This is a genomic window from Actinomadura graeca, from assembly GCF_019175365.1.
Lineage (GTDB): Bacteria > Actinomycetota > Actinomycetes > Streptosporangiales > Streptosporangiaceae > Spirillospora > Spirillospora graeca.
Genome location: NZ_CP059572.1, coordinates 1,274,410 through 1,294,738 on the forward strand (window position 1 = coordinate 1,274,410; position 20,329 = coordinate 1,294,738).

Consider the following 20,329-nt stretch of genomic DNA (forward strand, 5'->3'; position numbering starts at 1 on the left):
GGGTGCCGATCCGCCCGGCGGAAGGAGGCCGTCATGGAGACCGTCACGGCCGCGCCGCAGCTCGCGCGGCGGCAGTGCTCGCTGACGTTCATCGGCAACGCGACGACGCTGCTGCGCTGCGGGCCGTTCACGCTGCTCACCGACCCGAACTTCCTGCACCGGGGCCAGCGCGCCTACCTCGGGCACGGGCTGTCCACCCGGCGGCTGACCGAACCCGCCCTGCGGATCGAGGACCTGCCCCGCCTGGACGCGGTCGTGCTGTCCCACCTGCACGGCGACCACTGGGACCGAGTCGCCAACGCCAGGCTCGACCGCGGGCTGCCGATCATCACCACGCCGAAGGCGGCCCGCCGCCTCCAGGGCCGCCACCGGTTCCGCCACGCGGTCGGCCTGCGCACCTGGGAGTCGCAGACCCTGGTCAAGGACGGGACGCTGCTGCGCGTCACGTCGCTGCCCGGGCGGCATGCGCCCGGCCCGGCCCAGGCGCTCCTCCCCCCGGTCATGGGCAGCCTCCTGGAGTTCGGCCCGGTCACCGGCGGGACATGGTTCCGTCTCTACATCACCGGCGACACGCTGATGTTCGACGGCATCGACGAGATCGCCCGCCGGCATCCCGGCATCGACCTGGCGGTCCTGCATCTGGGCGGCACCAGGCTGCCCGGCGGGCTCCTCGTCACGATGGACGCCGTCCAGGGGGCCGACATGGTGGAGCTGCTGCGCCCGTCCAGCGCCGTGCCGGTCCACTACGACGACTACACCGTGTTCACCTCGACGCTCGACGACTTCCGCGAGGAGGTCGAGCGCCGGGGCCTGGCAGGACACGTCACCTGTGTCGGCCGGGGGGAGACGCACGCGTTCGGCGGCTCCGGCCCGCTCCCGGGCTAAAGCCCGCGGACGGCGGCGATCGTGAACGGCGTCTCAGGCGTGCCCGGCCCGAGCGGCCCGCCCTTGTCGAACTGGGAACGGACGACGTAGAGCGTCCCGCCGCCGCGGGCGAGCGTCGTCGGGAGCAGCAGGTCCGTGTCGGCCGCCCGGCGCTCCTGCCGGGCCGTGGCACCGCCGTGCCCGACCCGCCAGCGGCTGATCGCGTTGTCGAGGTTGTGCACCACCCACAGGCGGCCTCCCTGGAGCTCCAGGCCGTCGGCGTTGCGCATGTCGCCGCCGCTCAGCGCCACCTTCGCGACGGCCCCCGAGGCGACGTCGAGGCGGTACAGGTCACCGCCGGTCATGTCGGCGACCAGCAGATGGCGTCCCGCCGGGTCGGCGACGATCCCGTTCAGGGTGAACGCGCCCGGCTCGTGCGCTTCCAGGACGCCGCCGAGATCGAAACGCGGCGCGAGGGTGATGCGGCCTCCCTTCGCGACGTCCCGCGGGGTCGCCCGGTAGACGACGGCGCGGACGCTGTCGGTGATGTAGGCCGTGCCGTCGGGGGCGATGGCCAGGTCGTTGACGAACCTGGCCCCGTCGCCGGGGACGACGAAACGCGCCAGGAGACGGCGGGTCCGCGTGTCGTACACCGCGACTCCGGACGAGGAGTCGCACACCCAGAGCCGCCCGGCCCGGTCTGCCTTCAGGCCGTTGGCGGTGCGGCGGCCGTCCGCGCCCGCGGGGAGGAACACCTCGGCGGCGCGGCGTCCGGGCGTCATCGCGTAGACGGTGCCGTCCTCGAAGGACCCGGCGTAGAAGACGCCGGTGCGGGGGTCGGCGGCGATGCCCTCCGGGTAGACGCGGTCGCCGGGCAGCTCGAACGCCGTGGTGATCTGGAGCCGGGACGGCACGGGCGCCGCCCGGACCGCCGCGGCGGACGGCGGCGCGAGCGAGACGGACGCGGGCAGGAGGGCGGTCGCGAGGGCCGCGGCGCCGGCCGCGGCGGAACGGGCGAGACGGGACATGGTTCTCCATTCGCAGTGCAAGATCAGAACGCATACGAACGATAGTTAGAGTTCTAATTCAACGTCAACCTCTTTTCCTTCTCAGGCCCGATACCATGCGGAGATGACCTCGATGCCCGTCACGGAGCGGATCGGCTCCCACCTCAAGCGCGCCGAGCAGGCGCTCAACGGGGCCAAGCAGGCCGCGGTGAGGCCGAGCGGGCTCACGGTTCCGCAGTACGCCGCCCTGCTGCACCTCGCCGACAACCCCGGCATGTCGGCGGCGGCGCTGGCCCGGGCGTGCGCGGTGACCCCGCCGACGATGAACACCGTCCTGAAGAACCTCCAGGAGCGCGGGCTGATCGAGCGGACCCCGCACGCGTGGCACCGCAACATCCTGGAGACCCGCCTCACCGCCGAGGGCGAGACGGCGCTGGCGGACGCCGACGTCCGCGCGGTGCGCGTCGAGCGGGGGCTCGCCGCGCAGTTCACCGAGGACGAGCGCGCCGCGCTGATCGAGCTGCTGGGCCGCTGCGTCGGCTTCCTCGACCAGGCCCGCCCGGGCCGCGACGGCTGAGCCGCCACGTCCACGCCGTGATCCTCCGCTCTCACGCTGGACGCCGCCCGCGGCCGGAAACCCGCCGCCACTTTCCGCGACCCCGGCCCTGCACACCGTGATCGTGATCCACTAAGCTGGGCCTTCCTCGACCCCACCCCCGCTCCCAGTCGAGGGGACACGATGATCGACAGCGACCCGTCCGACCTCGGTTTCGCGGGCGCCGCCAGCGCGCGCGTCTACGACTACTCCCTCGGCGGCAAGGACAACTACGGTCCCGACCGCGCCGCCGCGGCGGCGGCGCTCGCCGCGCACCGCGTCGCCCACCTGCTCCCGCGGGAGAACCGCAAGTTCATGCGCCGCGCCGTCCGCCATCTGCTGGAGGCGGGCGTGCGGCAGTTCATCGACGTCGGCTGCGGCCTGCCCGCCCGGGGCAACGTCCACGAGCTCGCGGCGCGGGCCGCCCCGGACGCGCGGGTCGTCTACGTCGACCACGACCGCGTCGCCGTCGTCCACTACCAGGCGCTGCTGCACTCGGTCCCCGGCGCGACGGCGGTGCACGGCGACGCCCGCCGCCCGCACGAGATCATCGGGCATCCCGAGGTGACCGCGCTCATCGACTTCGACCGGCCGGTCGGCGTGCTGATGGTCTCGGTGCTGGGCCACCTCCGCGACGAGGACGACCCGGAGTCGGCGGTCCGGGCGTTCCGCGACGTGATGGCGCCCGGCAGCCACCTGGTCGTCTGCGACCTGCTCTCCGACAACCTCACCGACGACGACTGGGCCGCGCACCGCAAGCTCACCGAGCAGATCGGGATCCATTTGGCGTTCCGCTCGTCCGAGCGGCTGGCGGGCCTGTTCGACGGCCTCGACCTCGTCGAGCCGGGGCTGGTGCCCGCGCCCGACTGGCGGCCCGACCGCCCCTACGAGCCGCCGTCCGGGTGGCTGCTGGCGGGCGTCGGCCGCAAACCGTGACCGGGCCGCCGCGGACGTGCCGGGACCACCGGCGGGCCCGCCGTCAGACGACGATCCGGGCCGTGGAGCCGACGCGGTCCTTGGTGATGCGGAGCTGCGCGGGGATCCGGGCGCGCAGCTCGGCGACGTGGCTGACGATGCCGACCGCCCGGCCGCCGTCGCGCAGCCCGTCCAGGACGTCCATGACCTCGTCGAGCGTCTCCTCGTCGAGGGTGCCGAAGCCCTCGTCGACGAACAGCGTGCCGATCTCGGTGCCGCCCGCCTCGGCGGTGACCACGTCGGCGAGCCCGAGCGCGAGCGACAGCGAGGTGATGAACGACTCGCCGCCCGACAGCGTCACGGGGTCGCGCTCCAGTCCCGTCCAGGCGTCGGCGACGCGCAGCCCGAGGCCGCCCGCGCTCCTGCTGCGGTCGCCCAGCGTCCCGGCCGTGGTGTGGACGAGCGCGTAGCGGGTCCCGGACATGCGGGCGAGCCGCTCGTTCGCGGCGGCGACCACCTGCTCCAGCCGCGCGGCCAGCACGTACGCCGACAGCGACATCGAGTGCCGGTTCGCGGCGGACTTCCCGGAGGCCAGCCCCGCGAGCCGCTCGGCGACCGCGTGCCGCTCCGCGGCCGGACGCCACGCCGCGACGGCCCCGTCCAGTTCGGCGCGTAGCTCGGCGATGCGGTAGCAGCGGCGGCGGGCGCGGTCGGCGGCGGCCGCGGCGCCGTCGTGGGCCGCCTCCGCGGCGGCGACGGCCGCCTCCAGGGCGGGCAGGTCCGGGGCGGGCCCGGCGGCGGCGGACCGCAGCGCCGGGTCGGCGAGCAGGTCGCGGACGGCGGCCTCCTCGGCGTCGAGGTCGCGGAGCCGGTCGCGCAGGCCGGCCTGGTCCTCGTCAGCCATCGCGGCGCCGAGGACCTCCTCGGGGGTCCGGAAGCCCTCCTGCCCGGCGGCGGCCTTCGCGGCGGCGCGGGCCGCGGCCAGCTCCTCGTCGGCCACGGCGGCGGCGCGGAGCGCGTCGGCGGCCGCGGCGAGCGCGTCGGCCTCGCGGCCCAGCCGGGCGACGCGGGCCTCCACGGTGCCGTCGCCGCCGACCGCCTCCGCCAGCTCGGCGCGCAGCCGCTCCCGCTCTGCCGACAGCCGCCCGTCGAGGGTGCGGTTCTCGGCGAGCGCCTGGCCGATCCCGGCGTGCTCGTCGCGGGCGCCGTCCAGCTCCCGCTCGTCGCGGTGCAGCGCGGCCTCCAGCGGCCCGGCCTCGGCCGCCACCGCGTCCACGGCGGCGAGCGCCCGCTCGGCCTCGTCCAGCTCGGCGGCGAGCTCCTCGGCGGCCAGCTCGCCCGCGGTCTCCAGGAGGCCGTCGCGCTCGGCGCGCCGCGCCTCCACCTCGGCCGTGGCCGACTCCCGCGCGGCCTGGGCGGCGTCGGCGGCCGCCTGCGCCTCGTCGACCTCCTCCTCGGCCGGGACCCGCGTGTGCGACGTGGCGGGGTCGGGATGCCCCGTCGCGCCGCAGACCCGGCAGGGCTCCCCGTCCCGGAGGTCCCCGGCGAGGACGGCGGCCATCCCGTCCAGCCGCGCCTGCCGCAGGCCGAGGACGTGCTGGAGGGCGACCTGGGCGGCGTCGACCGCGGCGCTGCGCGCGGCCTCGGCGGCGGCGAGCAGGTGCCCGACCTGGTCACGGCGCCGCGCCGCGTCGAGCCGGTGCCGGGCGGCGTCGACGGCGGCGGCCGCCCCGGCCCTCCCCGCGGCGGCGGCGAGCGCCTCGTCCAGCGCGGCGCGGCCCGCCTCGACGCGGCCGGGCAGCTCGGCGAGGGCGGCCGCGACACGGGCCTCCTCGGGTTCCAGGCGTGCCAGCTCGGCGGCCAGCCTGCGGCGCTCGTCCTCGACCTCGTCGAGCCGCACGGCGGTGGCGCGCTTGCCCTCCAGGGTCGCGATCTCGTCGCGGCGCTGCCGCTCGGCCTTGGCGAGGACGTCCTCCGGCGCGTTCGGCGGGAGCAGCGCCGCGACCGCCGAGCGCGTCTCCCCCGCCCAGCGGCGCGCGTGCCGGGCCCGCTCGTGCCGGTCGGCGACCGCGCGCACCAGCGGCACGACGCGGTCGGCGCGGATCGCGGCGTCCAGCCGCGAGGCGGTCCGGGAGCGTTCCTCCGCACGTTCGGCGAGGAGGTCGCGGCGGCGGACGGCCCCGGCGTGCCGCGCCTGCCGGTCGGCGAGGTCCTCCGCCGCCCGCAGCGCGTCGCGGGCGGCGTCCAGCGCCTCGGCGGCACCGGCGCGCAGCCCGCCGGTGACGGCGCGGACGTCCTCGTGGACACCGGCCGCCTCCGCCGCCCACGCGGGCAGCCCGGCCACGTCGGCGGGCGTCTCCGGCGCCGGCTCCCCGCGCCGCGGCCGCGGGACGGCGGGACGCTCCGCGCGGGGCGCGGCGGCGCCGGTCGTCCCGGCGATGCGGTCGGCGACCGAGGCCGCGGCCGCGGCCAGCTCGGCGGCCTCCCTGCCGGTGGCGGCGCGGCGCTCGGCCAGCCACTTCTCCACCTGCGCGAACACCTCGGCCGCGAACAGCCGCTCCAGCACCTTGCGGCGGTCGTCGGCCCCCGCGCGCAGGAACCCGGCGAACTCCCCCTGCGGCAGCATCGCGACCTGGCAGAACTGGTCGGCGTCCATGCCGAGCAGGCTCTTGACCAGGTCCGCGGTCTCGTCGATCCGCGTGGAGTGCCCCGCCCACGCGCCGTCCGCGAACTCTTCCAGCAGGACCTTGTGGTGCTCCTTCTTGACGCCGTCGCCCCGGAGCTTCGGCCGCTCCCACTCGGGGGACCGGGTGAGGCGGAGGCGGCGGCCCCGGATCGTCGTCTCCAGGACGACGCGGGGCGCGGCGCCCGGCGGCGCGTGGTCGCTGCGCAGGCCCTTGACCGCCTTGCGCGCGCCGGGGACGCGGCCGTACAGCGCGAAGCACACCGCGTCGAGCACGCTGGTCTTGCCCGCGCCCGTCCGGCCCTGGATGAGGAACAGCCCGGCGTCCGACAGCGCGTCGAAGTCGATCTCCTCCGTCCCGGAGAAGGGACCGAACGCGGTGACCGTCAGCCGGTGCAACCTCACGCGAGGGCCTCCTTGCGGCGGCAGTGCTCGAACGCCTCGTGCAGCAGGCCGCGCTCGGCCGCGCTCGCCGGGCCGTCGGTCACCTCGGCGACGAAGTCGCCCGCGACGTCCAGCTCGGACCGCTCGCGCACCCGCTCGGACCAGGTGCGCCCGGCATCCGCCGCACCGGCGCCCGGCTCGAAGCCGAGGACCAGCGCGTGCGGGAACCGGCGGCGCAGCCGCTCCATCGCGGCGGACGGGCGGCGCGGGTCGGTCAGCGTGATCTGCAGCCAGCGGTCCTCGTAGCCGTCGAACGAGCCGTCGGAGAGCAGGTCGTCGATGCGCCCGCGGATCCGGGCGATCCGGCGCGGGACTGGGGCCTCCACGAACTCCGCGGCGACGCCGTCCGCGCGCAGGTCGACCAGCCACGACCCCTTGACGTGACGCTCCTCGGAGAAGGAGTAGGCCAGCGGGGAACCCGAGTAGCGGACCCGGGGGGTGACGGCCCAGGCGCCGTGCAGGTGGCCGAGCGCCGCGTAGCCGACGCCCTCGAACACCGACGCGGGGACGTGCGAGGAACCGCCGACGGAGATGTCCCGTTCGCTCTCGCTGGCCTCGCCGCCGGTCACGAACGCGTGCGCCAGCACGACCGTCGGCACCCCGGGCCCCCGCCGCGCGGCATCGGCCCGGACGCGGCGCATCGCCTCCGCCAGCGTCGCGGCGTGACCGCGCTCGTCGAGCCCCCACGGCTGCCGGACGAGCTCCGGCTCCAGGTAGGGGATGCCGTAGACGGCCGCGTCCCCGACCATGACCGGCTCCCCCACCCGCGCGAAGTCGGTGCGGACGTGCACCCCCGCGTCGTCCATCAGCGCCGACCCGAAGCCGAGGCGGCGCGTCGAGTCGTGGTTGCCCGCGATCAGCACGACCCGCGCGAGGCCCTTCAGCCGCCCGAGCGTGTCGTCGAAGAGCCGCACGGCGTCCACGGGGGGCAGCGCCCGGTCGTAGACGTCACCGGAGATCAGCACGCAGTCGACCCGCTCCGCGCGGACGGTCTCGACCAGATGGTCGACGAAGCTCTGCTGGGCCGCCATGAGGTCCTCGCGGTGGAACGATCTCCCGAGGTGCCAGTCGGAGGTGTGCAGGATTCGCATGTCCCGGCAACCATAGGCACCCCCACCGACACATCCGGCGCAGAAACGCCGTGTTGCTTCAATCTCGGCCCAAGAGACCCACCTGACGGCCCGTCTCCCGGGCCGTGACCGGGCGGGCGCGTCGTCGCCCCGCCACCGGCGCGGCGGGCGCTCCGTGAAGCCTGAGGACATCATGAAGTTGAACCGGTCCACGGAACCGGGGAGCGGCCCTAGGCTTGCGACGTGAGCGAGCGTCCCTATGTGCTGCTGAGCTGTGCGATGTCCGTCGACGGGTACATCGACGACGCGACGCCCGAGCGGCTGCGGTTGTCGAGCCCGGCGGACTTCGACCGGGTCGACGCGGTGCGCGCCGGCTGCGACGCGATCCTGGTGGGGGCGGGCACGGTCCGCGCCGACGACCCCCAGCTCCTGATCCGCTCGCCCGCGCGCAAGGAGCAGCGCGCGGCGCGCGGGATGCCGCCCGACCTGACGAAGGTGACGCTGACCTGGAGCGGGGACCTGGACCCGGCCGCGCGGTTCTTCACCACGGGCGCCTCCCCGAAGCTCGTCTACGCCCCGGCGGACACCGCGGGCGGCCTCGCCGGGCGGCTGGACGGCCTCGCCGAGGTCATCGACGCGGGCGAGCCGCTCACCCTCGACACCGTCCTCGGCGACCTCGCGGCGCGCGGCGTCCGGCGGCTGATGGTGGAGGGCGGCGGCGGGATCCACACGCTGTTCCTGACCGCCGGGGCGGTGGACGAGCTCCAGCTCGTCGTGGCGCCGTTCTTCATCGGCGACCCGTCCGCGCCGAGGTTCGTCGGCTCCGGCGTGTTCCCCCAGTCCCCGGACCGCCCGATGCGCCTGGAGGAGATCACCCGCATCGGCAACCTGGCGCTGCTGCGCTTCCTCACCGGGGCCGGTCGTGGATGACCTCGGCTGGCTCGCCCTGGCCTGTGACCTGGCGCGCCTGTGCCCGCCGTCGGCGACGGCGTTCTCGGTCGGCGCCGTCATCGTGGACGCGGACGGGCGGGAGCTCGCGCGGGGCTTCTCCCGCGAGGGCGACCCCCACGACCACGCCGAGGAGGCCGCGCTCGCCAAGGCGGGCGCCCTCGCCGGGGGCCGCGGGGACCTGGAGGGCGCGACCGTCTACAGCTCGCTGGAACCGTGCGGTGACCGCGCCTCACGCCCCCGCCCGTGCGCGGAACTGATCGTCGCGTCCGGCGCCGCCCGCGTCGTGTTCGCCTGGCGGGAACCGGCCCTGTTCACGTCGGGTACGGGCGCGGAGATCCTCACCGCGGCGGGCGTCGAGGCGGTCGAGCTGCCGGAGCTCGCCGACCGCGCCCGCGAACCCAACACCCACCTGCTCTGACCACCGGCCCTCGCTGCGACCGGGGTGGTTCTCCCCACCACCCCGCAAGCCGGAACCGCCCGCAAGCCCGCCCCAAAAGATCGCCGTCCAACCCCGAACACAGGATTGCGGCAGGCTCCCGCCGGGATGCCCCGGACTCCCCCGGCCGGGGTCAGCGCAGCGGCGACACCGTCCAGCCGTGGCGGTCGCGGCAGCCTCGCACCGCCTCCGCGGACGCGGCGCCCGTGACCAGCAGGCGGACGCCCGGCACCGGCACCGCGTCGTGGTCGAACGCGATGGCGCGGAGGTCGGCGGGTGTCACCACCGCGGCCGTCGCACGATGCCGCAGGATCGCGTCGAGCAGCGCGCGGGCGCCGCCGCCGGGGACACCGACCAGCAACGCTCCCTGGGTGAGACACAGGTCGGCGAGCCCGATCCACGTCGGCATGGGGACGTCCCGCCCGCACACGGCCAGCACGTCGCCGTCACCGACCCCGGCCACGCCCGCCAGCCGGTCCAGGTCGGCGAGCCGGTCGGCGTGGGACATCTCCTCGGACGGCCCCCACAGCCGCAGCGCGGGGTCGCGGAGCGGGTCGGGAGGCGGGACGGGGAACGGCTCGCCGGAACCCCCGTCCATGAGGCGGCCGAACGCCGTCGCACCCGGCACGTCCCCGAACGCGAAGACCTGCCGGACGTAGGAGCGCTCCGCGGCGGCCATGGCAGGCGGGGCGCCCTCCGCGCCGACCAGCAGGAACCGGGCGCCGCACTCGTTCATCATCGCGGCGAGCTCGGCGACGGGCGCGCCGGCCCGCAGCGGGGCGGGCACGGCCCCTGCGGCGGTGACGGCGTGGACGGCCAGGGCGAGGTCGCAGACGCCGGTCACGTGGACGGCGCCGACGTCGCCGGGCCGGACGCCGTGGCGCCGCAGGCCGCACGCGGCGGCCGGGACCGACGCGGCGAACCGCGCGTAGCCGATCTCCCGCTCCGGGTCGGCGAGGGCGCGCCGGTCGCCGTACCGGGCGGCGTTGTCGGCCGCGGCGCCCAGCACTGCGCGGGTCACCGTGGTCCCGGAAACGGTCGGCGGGGCGGCGGTGTCTCCGTCGGGCATGCGCAGACGGTACGCCCCGCGCCCGGCGCGCCACATCCGAAGAAGTGTGTACGTACGTGTGCAGCTCACGGCCGCGGACCGAGTCGCCCGAGGATGAACACGCGGCCGTGGTCGTCGGCGAAGGCCGCGTCACCGGTGGGAATCCACCGCGCCGTATCCGGGACCCGCACGCACAGCTCGCCCCGATGGTAGGACGCCTGGACGGCACGCGTCCGCGGGTGGACGATCCGCCAGGACACCCCGGGCAGCCCGCGCCCGACCGAGTCCAGCGCGCCCTCCTCGGCGGCCCACAGGTTGAGGTGGGTGAGCCCGGCGGCCTCGGCCATCCCGTACGCCCTGCGGACGGGGCACCCGACCCGCGCCGCCGCCGCGCGGGCGTCGTCGGCGGCGAGCGGCCCCCCGGCGGCGACGACCGTGCGCAGGGAACCCAGGTCGAAGTGGGTGGCGCCGCGTTCACGGGCGAGCGCCTCGACAAGCGCCGGCGGCAGCACGGCCACCGTCGCCCGATGGTCCTGGACGGCGCGCAGCAGGTCGTGGCGGCCCGCGTCCGGCAGGGCGACGACGGTGGCACCGAGCCGCAGCACCGGGTTGAGGACGCCGTTCAACCCGAGCGCGCCTGTGAACGGCAGCGCGGTCAGCACGGTGTCGGCGCCACCGATCAGCCCCGCGTCGGCCACGCGGACCAGCCCCGCGACGACCTCCGCGTGCGTCAGCCGCACCAGACGCGGGGGCCCGCCCCCCACGCCGACGGCCAGGGCGGTGTCGCGTGCGGGATCGGCCCGCACCTCCGGCGCGGCGGCCCGGCCGCCCGCCCGGCCGCCGAGCCCGAGCACCCTCTCCACCCCCGCCGCCTTGACCGCCCTCAGGAACCGGCCGCTTGGCGCCGCCCCCGCGATCACCGTCCGCACCCGCGCGGCGTCCAGCAGCCCGGCCGGATCCGAGGCGCGAAGCGGCAGCGGCACCGCACCCGCCGCCAGCACCGCGTGCAGGGCGATGGCGAACTCGGGGCCGTCCGCCAGGTGCAGTCCCACCACATCACCCGGCTCGACCCCCTCCCCCGCCAGCGCCGCCGACGCCGGCGCCACCTCCGCGGCGAGCGCCGCATGGGTGATGGAACGCCCGGACACCGCGTCCACCACCGCGCGCCGCTTTCCGTGAACAGCGCGTCCGGGACGCAGAACCGCCTCCGTCACCGTCACCGCGGGATAGGCCGCACCGGAATCGTGAGAGATCATTGCGCTGACGCTAGATCCGCCACCCGTTCAAGACATGCTCCGAACCAAGCAACCAACGTCGTATCCGCGACCCGCCCCCTGCGTACACACCAGATCAGCCCCGGCGAGGGTGGGGCGGCGTCTCAGGAGTCGTTCGCCCGGTCGTTGCCCACCGCCCAGACGGCTATCTGAGCGCGCGAGGCGAAACCCAGCTTGGTGAGAATATTCGTGACATGCCGCGCGACGGTCGCAGGACTGATCACCAGCTCGTCCGCGATCCCGCGATTGCTAAGACCCCGCGCCACCAGCCTGACAACCTGCCACTCGCGAGGGATGAGAACCCCGTTCCCGGCGTGGGTGGGGCGGCGTCTCAGGAGTCGCTCGCCCGGTCGTTCCCAACAGCCCAAACGGCTATCTGAGCGCGCGAGGCGAAACCCAGCTTGGTGAGAATATTCGTGACATGCCGCGCGACGGTCGCAGGACTGATCACCAGCTCATCCGCGATCCCGCGATTGCTAAGACCCCGCGCCACCAGTGCGACGACCTCCTGCTCGCGGGGGGTGAGGAATCCCGTTCCCGGCCTGGCCGGTGGCACGGAGGGGGGTTGCTTGGACGGGGTCGGCTCGCGTGGAGGCGGCACCTTCGGGGCACTGGAAGCGGCGTCGGTGCTGGGCCGGGCCGGTGGCCCCCCAGGCGGGAAGGCAGCGTCACCCGCGGGCTCGGGCGGTGGCGCCCCGCGCGGGAGGGTGGCGTCTGTGGTGGGTCGGGTCGGTGGTGTTCCTGGCGGGAGGGTGGTGTCGCTTGCGGGGGGCAACTGGCCTCCCGGACTTTGTTGGGGGGCGGGGTTGAGGGCGTAGGCGGCCGCGTCGTCGGCGGGCATGGCGCGGCCTTCGGCCCAGAACTGGGTGACTAGGGGATCGCCCAGCGTGCGGCGGATCGGGGCGAGGGTGCGTTCCTGGCGGGCGCCCGCGCCGGGGTGGCGGCCGGCGGCCTCGCGGAGGGCGGACGCGGCTCCGGCCAGCAGGACCGCGCCGCGGGCGTCGCCCTCGTGGGCGAGGAGGCCGGTGAACGCGTCCAGTGCGCGGGCCACGTCCAGCCGGATGCCGGACGAGCGGCTCAGCGTGAGGCTCTGCGCCAGGGCTTCGCGCGCGCCCGGGGCGTCCCCGCGTTCCAGGGCGACGCGGCCGAGGCCCGCCAGGGCGCGGGCCATCTCCGGGCGGGCGCCGATCTCGGCGAGGATCGGGAGGACCTCGGCGTAGTGGCCGCGGGCGGCGTCGTGGTCGCCGCGCAGCTCCGCCAGGCGGCCGAGGCCGATCATGGCGTGCGAGGCGCCCCAGAGCTGACCGATGTCCCGCATGATCGCGGCGGCCGCGGCGAGGCGGTCGCGGGCCTCGCGGAGGCGCGACCCGCGGATCAGCAGGTAGCCGCGGGTGGCGAGGGCGTAGGCGCGGTTCCATTCCTGGCCGGGTGCGGCGGCGATGGCGTCGGCCTCGTCGAGCCGGGCGACGGCGTCGGCCGTGCGGCCCGCGCGGGTGAGCGCCTCGGCGATCGTGATCAGCGAGGACGCGGTCATGAAGTCGTCGCCGGACGCGCGGCAGGGGCCGAGCGCCTCCTCGGCGTACCGCTGCGCCTGCGTGAAGTCGCGGACGCCGGCGGCGAGCTGCGCCCGCCCGGCGAGTCCGGCGCCGAGGACGCCGGCGGGGAGCGCCGGGCCCCGGGCCAGGAACCTGTCGGTCCACTCGGCCCATTCGGCGACCCGGCCCCGGACGATCCAGTACGACCGCAGCGCGGTGCAGATCCGCAGGCCTTCCTCGATGTCGCCGCGTTCCAGCGACCAGGAGAGCGCGGCGCGGACGTTGCCGAGCTCCGCGTCGTACAGGCGGAAGAGCGCGACCCGCTCCTGCCAGGATCCGGGGATCTCCGCGACGGCGATCTCGCCGTGCCGTTCGGCGGCCTCCAGGACCGCGTCGCGGTGCCGGAGCCGGAATTGCGCGTCCTCCCCCGCCGCTTCCAGCCGCTCGGCCGCGTACTCGCGGATGCTGTCGAGCAGCCGGAACCGGACCTCGCCCGCGGCCTCCCCCGTGACGGTGACGAGGGACTTGTCGACCAGGGCGGTGAGGAGGTCGAGGACCTCGCCGGTGTCGAGGACGTCGTCGCCGCAGACCTGCTCGGCCTGGTCGAGGGTCCAGCCCGCGAAGACCGACAGGCGGCGCAGCAGCGTCCTCTCCGGGCCGTCGAGGAGGTCGTGGCTCCAGTCGATCGCGGCGCGCAGCGTGCGCTGGCGGATCGGGGCCGACCGGTCGCCCGCGCTCAGCAGCCGGAAACGGTCGGCGAGGCGCCGCGCGATCTGCTCGACCGACAGGACGCGCACGCGGGCGGCTGCCAGCTCCAGAGCCAGCGGCACGCCGTCCAGGGCCCGGGTGACCTCCTCGACGGCGCGCGTGCGGTCGAATCCCGGGCGCGCGGCCCGGGCCCGCTCGACGAACAGGCGGGCCGCCTCGTCCGGTTCCAGGGGCGGCACCCGCCAGACGTTCTCGCAGGGCAGCCGCAGCGGCTCGCGGCTGGTGGCGAGGACGCGGAGCCGGCGGCAGCGCGCGAGCAGCATCCCGGTCAGGGCGGCGCACTCGTCGACGACGTGCTCGCAGTTGTCCAGGACGAGCAGCACCGACGGCCCGTCCAGGGCGTCCATGAGCGTCTCCGCGAGCGGGCGGTCGTCCTCCTCGGCGATGTCCAGGACGGCGGCGACGCGCCGGGCGATCGGCTCGGGCGTCCCGTCGGGACGGACGTCGGCCAGCTCCACGAACCACACGCCCTCGGGGTGGACGGAGACCATCGCGTGGGCGACGTGCAGCGCCAGCCTGGTCTTGCCGATGCCGCCGGGGCCGCAGAGGGTGACGGCCCGCATGTCCTCCAGCAGACGGCGGAGGTCGCCCACGTCGCGGTCGCGGCCGACGAACGCGTTGGGTTCGGCCGGGAGGTTGGTCCTCGCGGGAGTGTTCAGCGTCGTCATGCTCCCTGCCGTGTCCGAAGGGCCCGGCCTGGTGCGTTCGTATCCGGGTGCACCTCGCGGGGCCTGCGACGTCCCGTATGGCTCTCGAGCGTGAGTGTCGCATCGCTGTGCGTGTCGCGTCCGCCGTTTGGCGGTGTTCGGTCGCCGGTCCGCGCCCGCCGATTCCCCTCCGGCGGCCACGGGGCCGTACCGTAGTGCGCCGTGTCCCCCACCTCCGAGAACGGCTCCGGTGCGGCCGCCAGCCTGGACGACGCGCTGGTCGGCGAGGCGGTGCTGGGCGTGTACCGGCAGATGTTCGCGGCGCTGGCCCGCGACAGCGGCGCCGTCGTGGACGATCCCGAGCTGGTGGACGTCGCCGAGACGCTGCTCGCCGCGTTCGCGGACGCGGGCGAGGAGGGGCTGGGCCGCGAGCAGATGCGGTACGTGTGCCGCCGCTATCCACCCGAGGTGTTCGAGAACCGGCTGCGGGTGCTGAAGGGGCTCGGCGCGGTCCGCGAGGTGTTCCCGAAGCCGAACCAGCTGCGCTACCGGGCGTCGTTCACCAGCGTGGTCGGGCTCATGTTCGTCCGGCGGATGATGCTGGACGGCGGGCAGAGCGAGATGCACCGGCTCCTGGCGCTGGAGCAGCTCAACGTGGCCGACCCGCGCATGACGCCGGAGCAGGCGCGCGACGGGGCGGACGGCCTCGCCCGCGCGTTCCGGCTGTGGAGCGTCGAGCTGGTCACCCTGGCCAACGGGACGATCGAGGAGCTGCGCGAGCAGGCGCCGAAGCTGTGGGGCACCGAGGAGATCCTGGTGCGCGCCGAGCGGCTGCACGGCGCGATCCTGCGCCGCTGGCCGCAGCTCGACCGCACCTGCACCGATCTGCGCGCCGCGATCTACTCCTACGGCGACGCGTCCCGCAGGGCGGCGGCGCGGCTGTCGGACTCGGCGGGCACGACCCGCAACCTGACCCTCCTGCCGCCGGAGACGTGGCGCACGTTCGCGCGCACCGCCTCCCGCGAGGACCTCGCGGCCGTGCTGGAGGGGTTCGTGTTCGACGCGGCGGCGCCCTGGCACGAGCCGTCGGCGGTGGTGACGGCCGTCGAGGACGGCCCGCGCGCCACCCCTGCCCGGCCCGCACCGCCGCGTCCGTCCGTCCCCGACTCGGGGCTGTCGGACGACGCCGGCTCGGACGGCGCCGCCATGGAACGGCTCCGCGAGATCGCCGAGCAGGTCCTCCGCGGCCGTGACCGGATCGCGGTGGAGGACGTCCTTGAGCGGGACTGGGAGACGGCGCGCCGCGTGCTGGCGGACCTGGCGTCCGCGCACCTGCATCCCGAGCTGCCGTACAGGCTCGTCTGGTCGGACGGCCTGGCCGTCCGGCCGGGAGGCTCGCCCACGTGGATGTCGCCCGGCTGGTTCGAGAGGACGGCCCCGTGAGCGTTGACCCGCAGGTTCTGGCCCGTGCCCGCGCCCGGGTTCTGGGAACGCCGGTGATGGCGGTGTCGGAGCCCGTCCCCGCCGGTGCCAACGGCGTGTCGGACGGCACGCGCGTATGGCTGCTGCCCATCTGGCCGGACGGCGCCACCCCGGCCCTCCTGGAGGAGTACGAGACGGCGCCGATGCCGCTGGACCGCGCAGGACAGGCCCGCCGCGTTCTCGCCGCCGCGCTCCGCTGCTGCTGGACGCGTCTGGACGACGCGCCCTGGCCGGGAACGCCGGCCAGGGTCGCAGACGTCCTGGAGGTCTACGCGGGCATGTCGCGCGGTGACGCCGATCTCGCCCGCCGATGGGCCACCGGCGAGCTCCGCCGCCTCGCCGACACCGGCTGGCTGCTTTTGGACGAGCCGTCGGGCACGCTGCGCGCCGGACCCCGTGTCGCCCTGTGGGCCGACCAGTCGCTCGCGTCTCTGCGCGACCTGCTCCGCCGTCTTCCCGAACCACCCGCATCGACGCCTCCCCCGGTATCGGATCCCGCTTCCGAAGACGAGTCTGCCGCCCTCCCCGCACCCGCCGCCCCGACTTCGGCACCTGTGGATAACCCGCCGGAGGCGCTGGATGAGTGAGGTGTTCGAGCCCCTGCTGCGGTCCTTCGACGAGCGGCGGCGGGCGGAGGTCGTCGCCGCCTACATGGCGGTGGAGCACGCCGCCGAGCCGGTTCCGGAGGTGCGGTTCGCGGCGCTGCGCGAGCCCGCGCTGAGGCGCGCCGTCGAGGAGATGCTCGCGCTCGGAGGGCGGACCCTCGTCCGCTCGGACCAGACGCGGTGGATCTCCGGCTACCGCGACGACGTCGCGGCGGAGCTGGCCCGCGAGCCCGGGTGCGTCCCGCCGGTCCGGGAGCGGGCGGTGCTGGCCCTGGTGCTGATCCACTCGGTGGCGATCCCGCGCGCGGCGGGCCTGCTGGCGGACGACTCGTGGCTGTCGCCGCATCCGACACCGCTGGACGAGCTGCGCCGCCGCACGCAGCTGCCGGTCGGGGAGCTGGAGGCGGCGCTGCGGCGGCTGCGGCTGGCGGGCCTGGTGTCGCAGGTCAAGGCGGGTGCCGACGACGCGGGCGGGTTCGTCCCGGGGCCGCAGTTCCACCGGCTGACGGCCGGGGCGCGGCGCCGCCTGCAGGAGGAGCTGATCCTCGCCGCGGGACCGGACTCGCCGCTGGCCGCGGCGATCCGGGCGCGCCGCCGGGGACGGGAACGCGATCAGGGGGAGAACAGATGACGGCCGTCCTCGAACCGCTGGTGCCGGGTCCCGCGCGCGACGCGGAGAACATCGTCGGCGGCCGGACGCTCGTGGCCGTCCAGGCGGTGAACATCTCGCGGTTGTCCACGCATCCGGTGCCGACCGTGCCGGGGACGCTGATCGTGGTCGCCGGGCAGGGCCCGAAGGACTCCAACGGCGCGGGCAAGTCGTCGTTCATCGCGGCCATCACCGCGCTCCTCGGTGACGAGCAGTGGCGGTTCGCGTCCGGCGCGCGGGCCGTGGCGGAGCTGCTGTTCAACGCCGAGCTGGCGGCGCAGGGGGACAGCCGGTGGGCGAGCGCCGACCACGGCTACATCGTCGGCGTCTTCGACTACGCCGAGCCCAACGGCGAGGACCGCCTGGAGAAGGGCGCTGACAAGGACCCGGAGAAGGCGGGCCCCGAAAAAGAGGGCTCCGATGCCGAGCACGAGCCCCAGGACGGCGAGGCCGACACCGGGGAGGACGGCGACACCGCCGTCACGGTGTGGCTCCGGGTGAACGTGGACGCGCCGCACCTGGAGATCCGGTGGCGGCAGGGCGTGTGGCTGGCGTCCGCCCCGTCCGAGGCTGGACGGGTCGCGCTCGCCGACCGGCTGTGGGCGGGACTGCCGCGCAGCGCGGGACGCAGGGACCTGGTCGCCAAGGACCTCGGCCGCGTCCTGTACGGGGGGCAGGTGCGGTGCGTGTCGTTCCTGTCGACGTCGGTGCGGTCCAAGGTCGCGACGAACCTGCTGTCCCAGCCGCTGAACGAGATCGGCCCCGAGCGGATCTTCAGTGCCATCGCGGCGCTGACCGGGCTGGACCGGGAGCTGGAGGCCGAGCGCAGGTCCCGCGCGGAGGAGCACCGCGAGCGGGCCAAGGCGGTGGAGGCCGCCGAGCGGCTGGCGGGGTGGGAGCGCGAGGCGGCGGCGCTGCTGAAGACGTTCGACCGGCGCGACCGGGCCCGCGACGAGGTCGCGGCGGCGCTGCGGCACTGGCGGACGCGGCAGGCGCGGCTGCTGGTGGACGCGGCGGACGCCGACGCCGCGCACGCCGCCGCGCAGGAGCGGCTGCGCGCCGAGGGCGAGGAGCTGGCGGCCGCGGCGAAGGCGGCCGACCGGGAGATCGAGCAGCTCACCGGCGGCGCCCTGGACGCCCGTGTCGGCGAGGCGGACGCGGCGCTCGCCGACCTCAAGGGCCAGGCGGACGAGCTGGGCGCGGACAAGGCGGTGGCCCGCAACCGCCTCGACGAGCTGCGCCGGCGGGTGTCGGCGCTGGAGGAGCGGCGGCGGGAGGCGGACGGACGCGACGGCGAGACCGCGCGCGCGGAGCTGGCCCACGCCGAGGCGCGCCGCGACGAGGCGCAGCAGGAGTTCGGGATGGCGCGGGGCGCGGTGGCGCGCGCCGAGCGGTCGCTGGCCGAGGCGGAGGCGGGCGAGAGCAGCGCGCCCGCGCAGCTGCGGGCGCTGGCCGCCGCGGGGATCGGCGCGGTCGGCCTGCTGGACGCGGTGGAGCTGGCGGAGGACGTCCGCGAGCGGTGGGAGGCCGCCCTGTGGCCCTACCGCGAGGCCGTGGTCGTCGCCACCGCCGACCTCGACGCGGCGGCGGGCGCGCTGAAGGACCTCCCCGGCTCCATGATCGTCCCCGCCGACGATGCACCGGCGGGCGACGCGCCCGGGCCCGCGGGTGCGAAGCCCGCGAACGCCGAGCCCGCAAGCGCCGGACGTGCGGCCGAGGTCCCCGCCGACACAGGGCCCGCGGACGATGCACTGGCGGGAGACGCGCCTGCCGACGCCGTGACTGCGGGGAACGCGTCCGTCGGCGACATACGCGCGCGGGCGCATCCGCGAGGGGTGCGGTGTGATCTGCCACTGGGCGGGTTCTTCGCGTCGCTGGAGAACGAGGGTGTCGTCATCATCGGCGGGTTCCCCGAGCCCGTGACGGGGAAGGTCGCGCGGGTCCAGGCCGCACGCGCGGCGCTGGAGACGGCGAACGAGGCCCTGGAGACGGCGCGTCGGGCGACGTCCGACGCCGCCGCCGATGTCGCTCTCGCCGGGCGGCGTCTTGCGGGGGCGCGCGCGGCCGCCGAGCTGGACGACGTCCGCGGGCGGATGGCGGAGTTGCGGGAGCGCTTGGAAGAGCTGGCGGGAAGCGAGTCGCGCCTCGGGCCACGGCTCGGGTCGGCCGAGCAGACGCTGCGCAGGCTCCAGGCGAAGGCGGACACGCGCGCGCTGGAGGTGGACCGGCTGCGCGGGCGCAAGGAGGCGCACGAGCGCGAGCGCGACCGGCTGCGCCGCGCGGCGTCCGAGCTGGCGGACAAGCGCGCCGCCCTCGGCCTGGACGGGCTGGAGAAGGACTGGGGCGGCTCCCGCGAAGGCGCCGCCGAGCGGCTGTCCGGGCTGGACGACGACGAGGCCACCTGGACGCCCGCGGAGTGGTGGCACACCGCGGAGAAGCACCTGTCGGAGGCGCTGCGCCGCGTCTTCCCCGACGGGCCGTCCGATGAGGACATGCCGGAGGAGATGCGGTTCCTTCTGCGTGAGCGCGCCGAGGGCGAGGGGCGCCGCACCGACCGGGAGCAGGCCACGTTCCCCCGCCTGGTGAAGGCGGTGGAGGGCTACCTGCGCCAGCAGGAGGACTACGAGCGGCACCAGCGGCGGCAGATCGAGGTGCAGCTGTCGGGACGCCGCGCGGACCTCGGCAAGGCGCAGACGGGCGCGCGGGAGGCGGCGGGCGCCGCCGAGGCGCACCGGACCGCGCTGACCGCCGCGATCCGCGCGCGGCTCCAGCGGGTGTCGGAGGAGTTCGAGAAGCTGGACGTGGCGTACGGCGGGTACGGGGCGACGCTGGAGTTCCCCACGCCGGAGCAGCCCGGCGACCCCGAGCAGGAGTGGCGGTGGCGGGTGACGCCGAAGTGGCGCCGCTCGGAGGGGCAGCGCCACGTCCCCTACAACCGGCGCGCGAACACCGCGCTGATGGACGAGAAGGCCGTCAAGCTGGTGTGCGCGGCGGCGCTGGCGAGCTCGGGCGGGGGACGGCTGTGCCTCGTCCTGGACGAGCTGGGCCGCAACCTCGGCAAGGAGCACCGCAAGGAGGCCGTCGCGCTGTTCCGCAAGATCGGCGAGACGCACGGGATCACCGTGATCGGCGCGCTCCAGGACGACATGGAGCCGTACGCGATCGACGCGTGCGGGCAGTACGTGAAGCTGCGCCGCTCGTCCGACACGATGCCCTACAACGAGCCGCCGGTCGTGGTCGGCCACGACGAGCACGAGCCGCGCGTGCGGAGGCTCGCGGCCCTCATCACGGCCGCGCGGCCCGCGCCGGACGAGGGGACAATGGGGGAAAGTCCAGAAACGGTGTGAGGAGCGGCC

General features: G+C 75.9%; 16 protein-coding genes. 9 read left to right on the plus strand and 7 right to left on the minus strand.

Annotated features, from left to right (window positions below; translation table 11 throughout):
* Positions 1–33: 33 nt before the first annotated feature.
* Entirely contained in the window at positions 34–885 is an 852-nt protein-coding gene (locus AGRA3207_RS05950) for an MBL fold metallo-hydrolase (protein ID WP_231333540.1), read from the plus strand.
* Here AGRA3207_RS05950 and AGRA3207_RS05955 read toward each other — a convergent pair.
* Positions 882–1,892 carry an SMP-30/gluconolactonase/LRE family protein gene (locus AGRA3207_RS05955; RefSeq protein ID WP_231333541.1) on the minus strand — a complete coding sequence of 337 codons (1,011 nt, stop codon included), beginning with the start codon at positions 1,890–1,892 and terminating at the stop codon, positions 882–884. The genes AGRA3207_RS05950 and AGRA3207_RS05955 overlap by 4 nt on opposite strands.
* A 103-nt stretch (positions 1,893–1,995) precedes the next feature.
* Between AGRA3207_RS05955 and AGRA3207_RS05960 the strand changes: the two genes are divergently transcribed.
* Both AGRA3207_RS05960 and AGRA3207_RS05965 read left to right on the plus strand, forming a co-directional pair.
* Positions 1,996–2,448, plus strand: coding sequence for a MarR family winged helix-turn-helix transcriptional regulator (locus AGRA3207_RS05960; protein ID WP_231333542.1), 453 nt, complete (start codon positions 1,996–1,998; stop codon positions 2,446–2,448).
* A gap of 162 nt (positions 2,449–2,610) precedes the next feature.
* Entirely contained in the window at positions 2,611–3,402 is a 792-nt protein-coding gene (locus tag AGRA3207_RS05965; RefSeq protein ID WP_231333543.1) for an SAM-dependent methyltransferase, read from the plus strand.
* A gap of 43 nt (positions 3,403–3,445) precedes the next feature.
* Here AGRA3207_RS05965 and AGRA3207_RS05970 read toward each other — a convergent pair whose 3' ends face one another.
* Together AGRA3207_RS05970 and AGRA3207_RS05975 are read right to left on the minus strand one after the other, a co-directional pair.
* A complete protein-coding gene (locus AGRA3207_RS05970) occupies positions 3,446–6,469 on the minus strand; it encodes an AAA family ATPase (RefSeq protein ID WP_231333544.1) in 3,024 nt (1,007 codons plus the stop codon).
* The gene (locus tag AGRA3207_RS05975; RefSeq protein ID WP_231333545.1) at positions 6,466–7,599 is read right to left on the minus strand and encodes an exonuclease SbcCD subunit D; all 1,134 of its coding nucleotides are present in this window, start codon (positions 7,597–7,599) and stop codon (positions 6,466–6,468) included. The genes AGRA3207_RS05970 and AGRA3207_RS05975 overlap by 4 nt, the downstream gene beginning before the upstream one ends.
* A gap of 222 nt (positions 7,600–7,821) precedes the next feature.
* Between AGRA3207_RS05975 and AGRA3207_RS05980 the strand changes: the two genes are divergently transcribed.
* Together AGRA3207_RS05980 and AGRA3207_RS05985 are read left to right on the plus strand one after the other, a co-directional pair.
* Entirely contained in the window at positions 7,822–8,508 is a 687-nt protein-coding gene (locus AGRA3207_RS05980) for a RibD family protein (protein ID WP_231333546.1), read from the plus strand.
* Positions 8,501–8,947: a cytidine/deoxycytidylate deaminase family protein gene (locus AGRA3207_RS05985; protein WP_231333547.1), complete on the plus strand. Its 447-nt coding sequence runs from the start codon at positions 8,501–8,503 to the stop codon at positions 8,945–8,947. The genes AGRA3207_RS05980 and AGRA3207_RS05985 overlap by 8 nt, the downstream gene beginning before the upstream one ends.
* 151 nt (positions 8,948–9,098) lie before the next feature.
* Here AGRA3207_RS05985 and AGRA3207_RS05990 read toward each other — a convergent pair whose 3' ends face one another.
* The 4 genes from AGRA3207_RS05990 to AGRA3207_RS06000 form a co-directional block, all read right to left on the minus strand.
* Positions 9,099–10,034: an AMP-binding protein gene (locus AGRA3207_RS05990; RefSeq protein ID WP_231333548.1), complete on the minus strand. Its 936-nt coding sequence runs from the start codon at positions 10,032–10,034 to the stop codon at positions 9,099–9,101.
* 65 nt (positions 10,035–10,099) lie between these two features.
* A complete protein-coding gene (locus tag AGRA3207_RS05995; protein WP_231333549.1) occupies positions 10,100–11,269 on the minus strand; it encodes a class I adenylate-forming enzyme family protein in 1,170 nt (389 codons plus the stop codon).
* Between the two features lie 122 nt (positions 11,270–11,391).
* Positions 11,392–11,553, minus strand: coding sequence for a response regulator transcription factor (locus AGRA3207_RS40210; protein WP_420830873.1), 162 nt, complete (start codon positions 11,551–11,553; stop codon positions 11,392–11,394).
* Between the two features lie 65 nt (positions 11,554–11,618).
* Entirely contained in the window at positions 11,619–14,258 is a 2,640-nt protein-coding gene (locus tag AGRA3207_RS06000) for a LuxR C-terminal-related transcriptional regulator (protein ID WP_231333550.1), read from the minus strand.
* A 201-nt stretch (positions 14,259–14,459) separates the two neighbouring features.
* Here AGRA3207_RS06000 and AGRA3207_RS06005 point away from each other — a divergent pair, with 201 nt between their 5' ends.
* The 4 genes from AGRA3207_RS06005 to AGRA3207_RS06020 are packed head-to-tail and all read left to right on the plus strand — an operon-like array spanning position 14,460 to position 20,320.
* Complete coding sequence (locus tag AGRA3207_RS06005; protein ID WP_231333551.1) at positions 14,460–15,680, plus strand: hypothetical protein; 1,221 nt, start codon at positions 14,460–14,462, stop codon at positions 15,678–15,680.
* Positions 15,677–16,306 (plus strand): hypothetical protein, encoded by a 630-nt coding sequence (locus AGRA3207_RS06010; protein WP_231333552.1) that lies wholly within the window; start codon positions 15,677–15,679, stop codon positions 16,304–16,306. Before AGRA3207_RS06005 ends, AGRA3207_RS06010 begins: the two co-directional genes overlap by 4 nt.
* Complete coding sequence (locus AGRA3207_RS06015; RefSeq protein WP_231333553.1) at positions 16,299–16,955, plus strand: DprA-like winged helix domain-containing protein; 657 nt, start codon at positions 16,299–16,301, stop codon at positions 16,953–16,955. Before AGRA3207_RS06010 ends, AGRA3207_RS06015 begins: the two co-directional genes overlap by 8 nt.
* Positions 16,952–20,320 carry a coiled-coil domain-containing protein gene (locus AGRA3207_RS06020; protein WP_231333554.1) on the plus strand — a complete coding sequence of 1,123 codons (3,369 nt, stop codon included), beginning with the start codon at positions 16,952–16,954 and terminating at the stop codon, positions 20,318–20,320. The genes AGRA3207_RS06015 and AGRA3207_RS06020 overlap by 4 nt, the downstream gene beginning before the upstream one ends.
* The last annotated feature ends 9 nt before the right edge of the window (positions 20,321–20,329 follow it).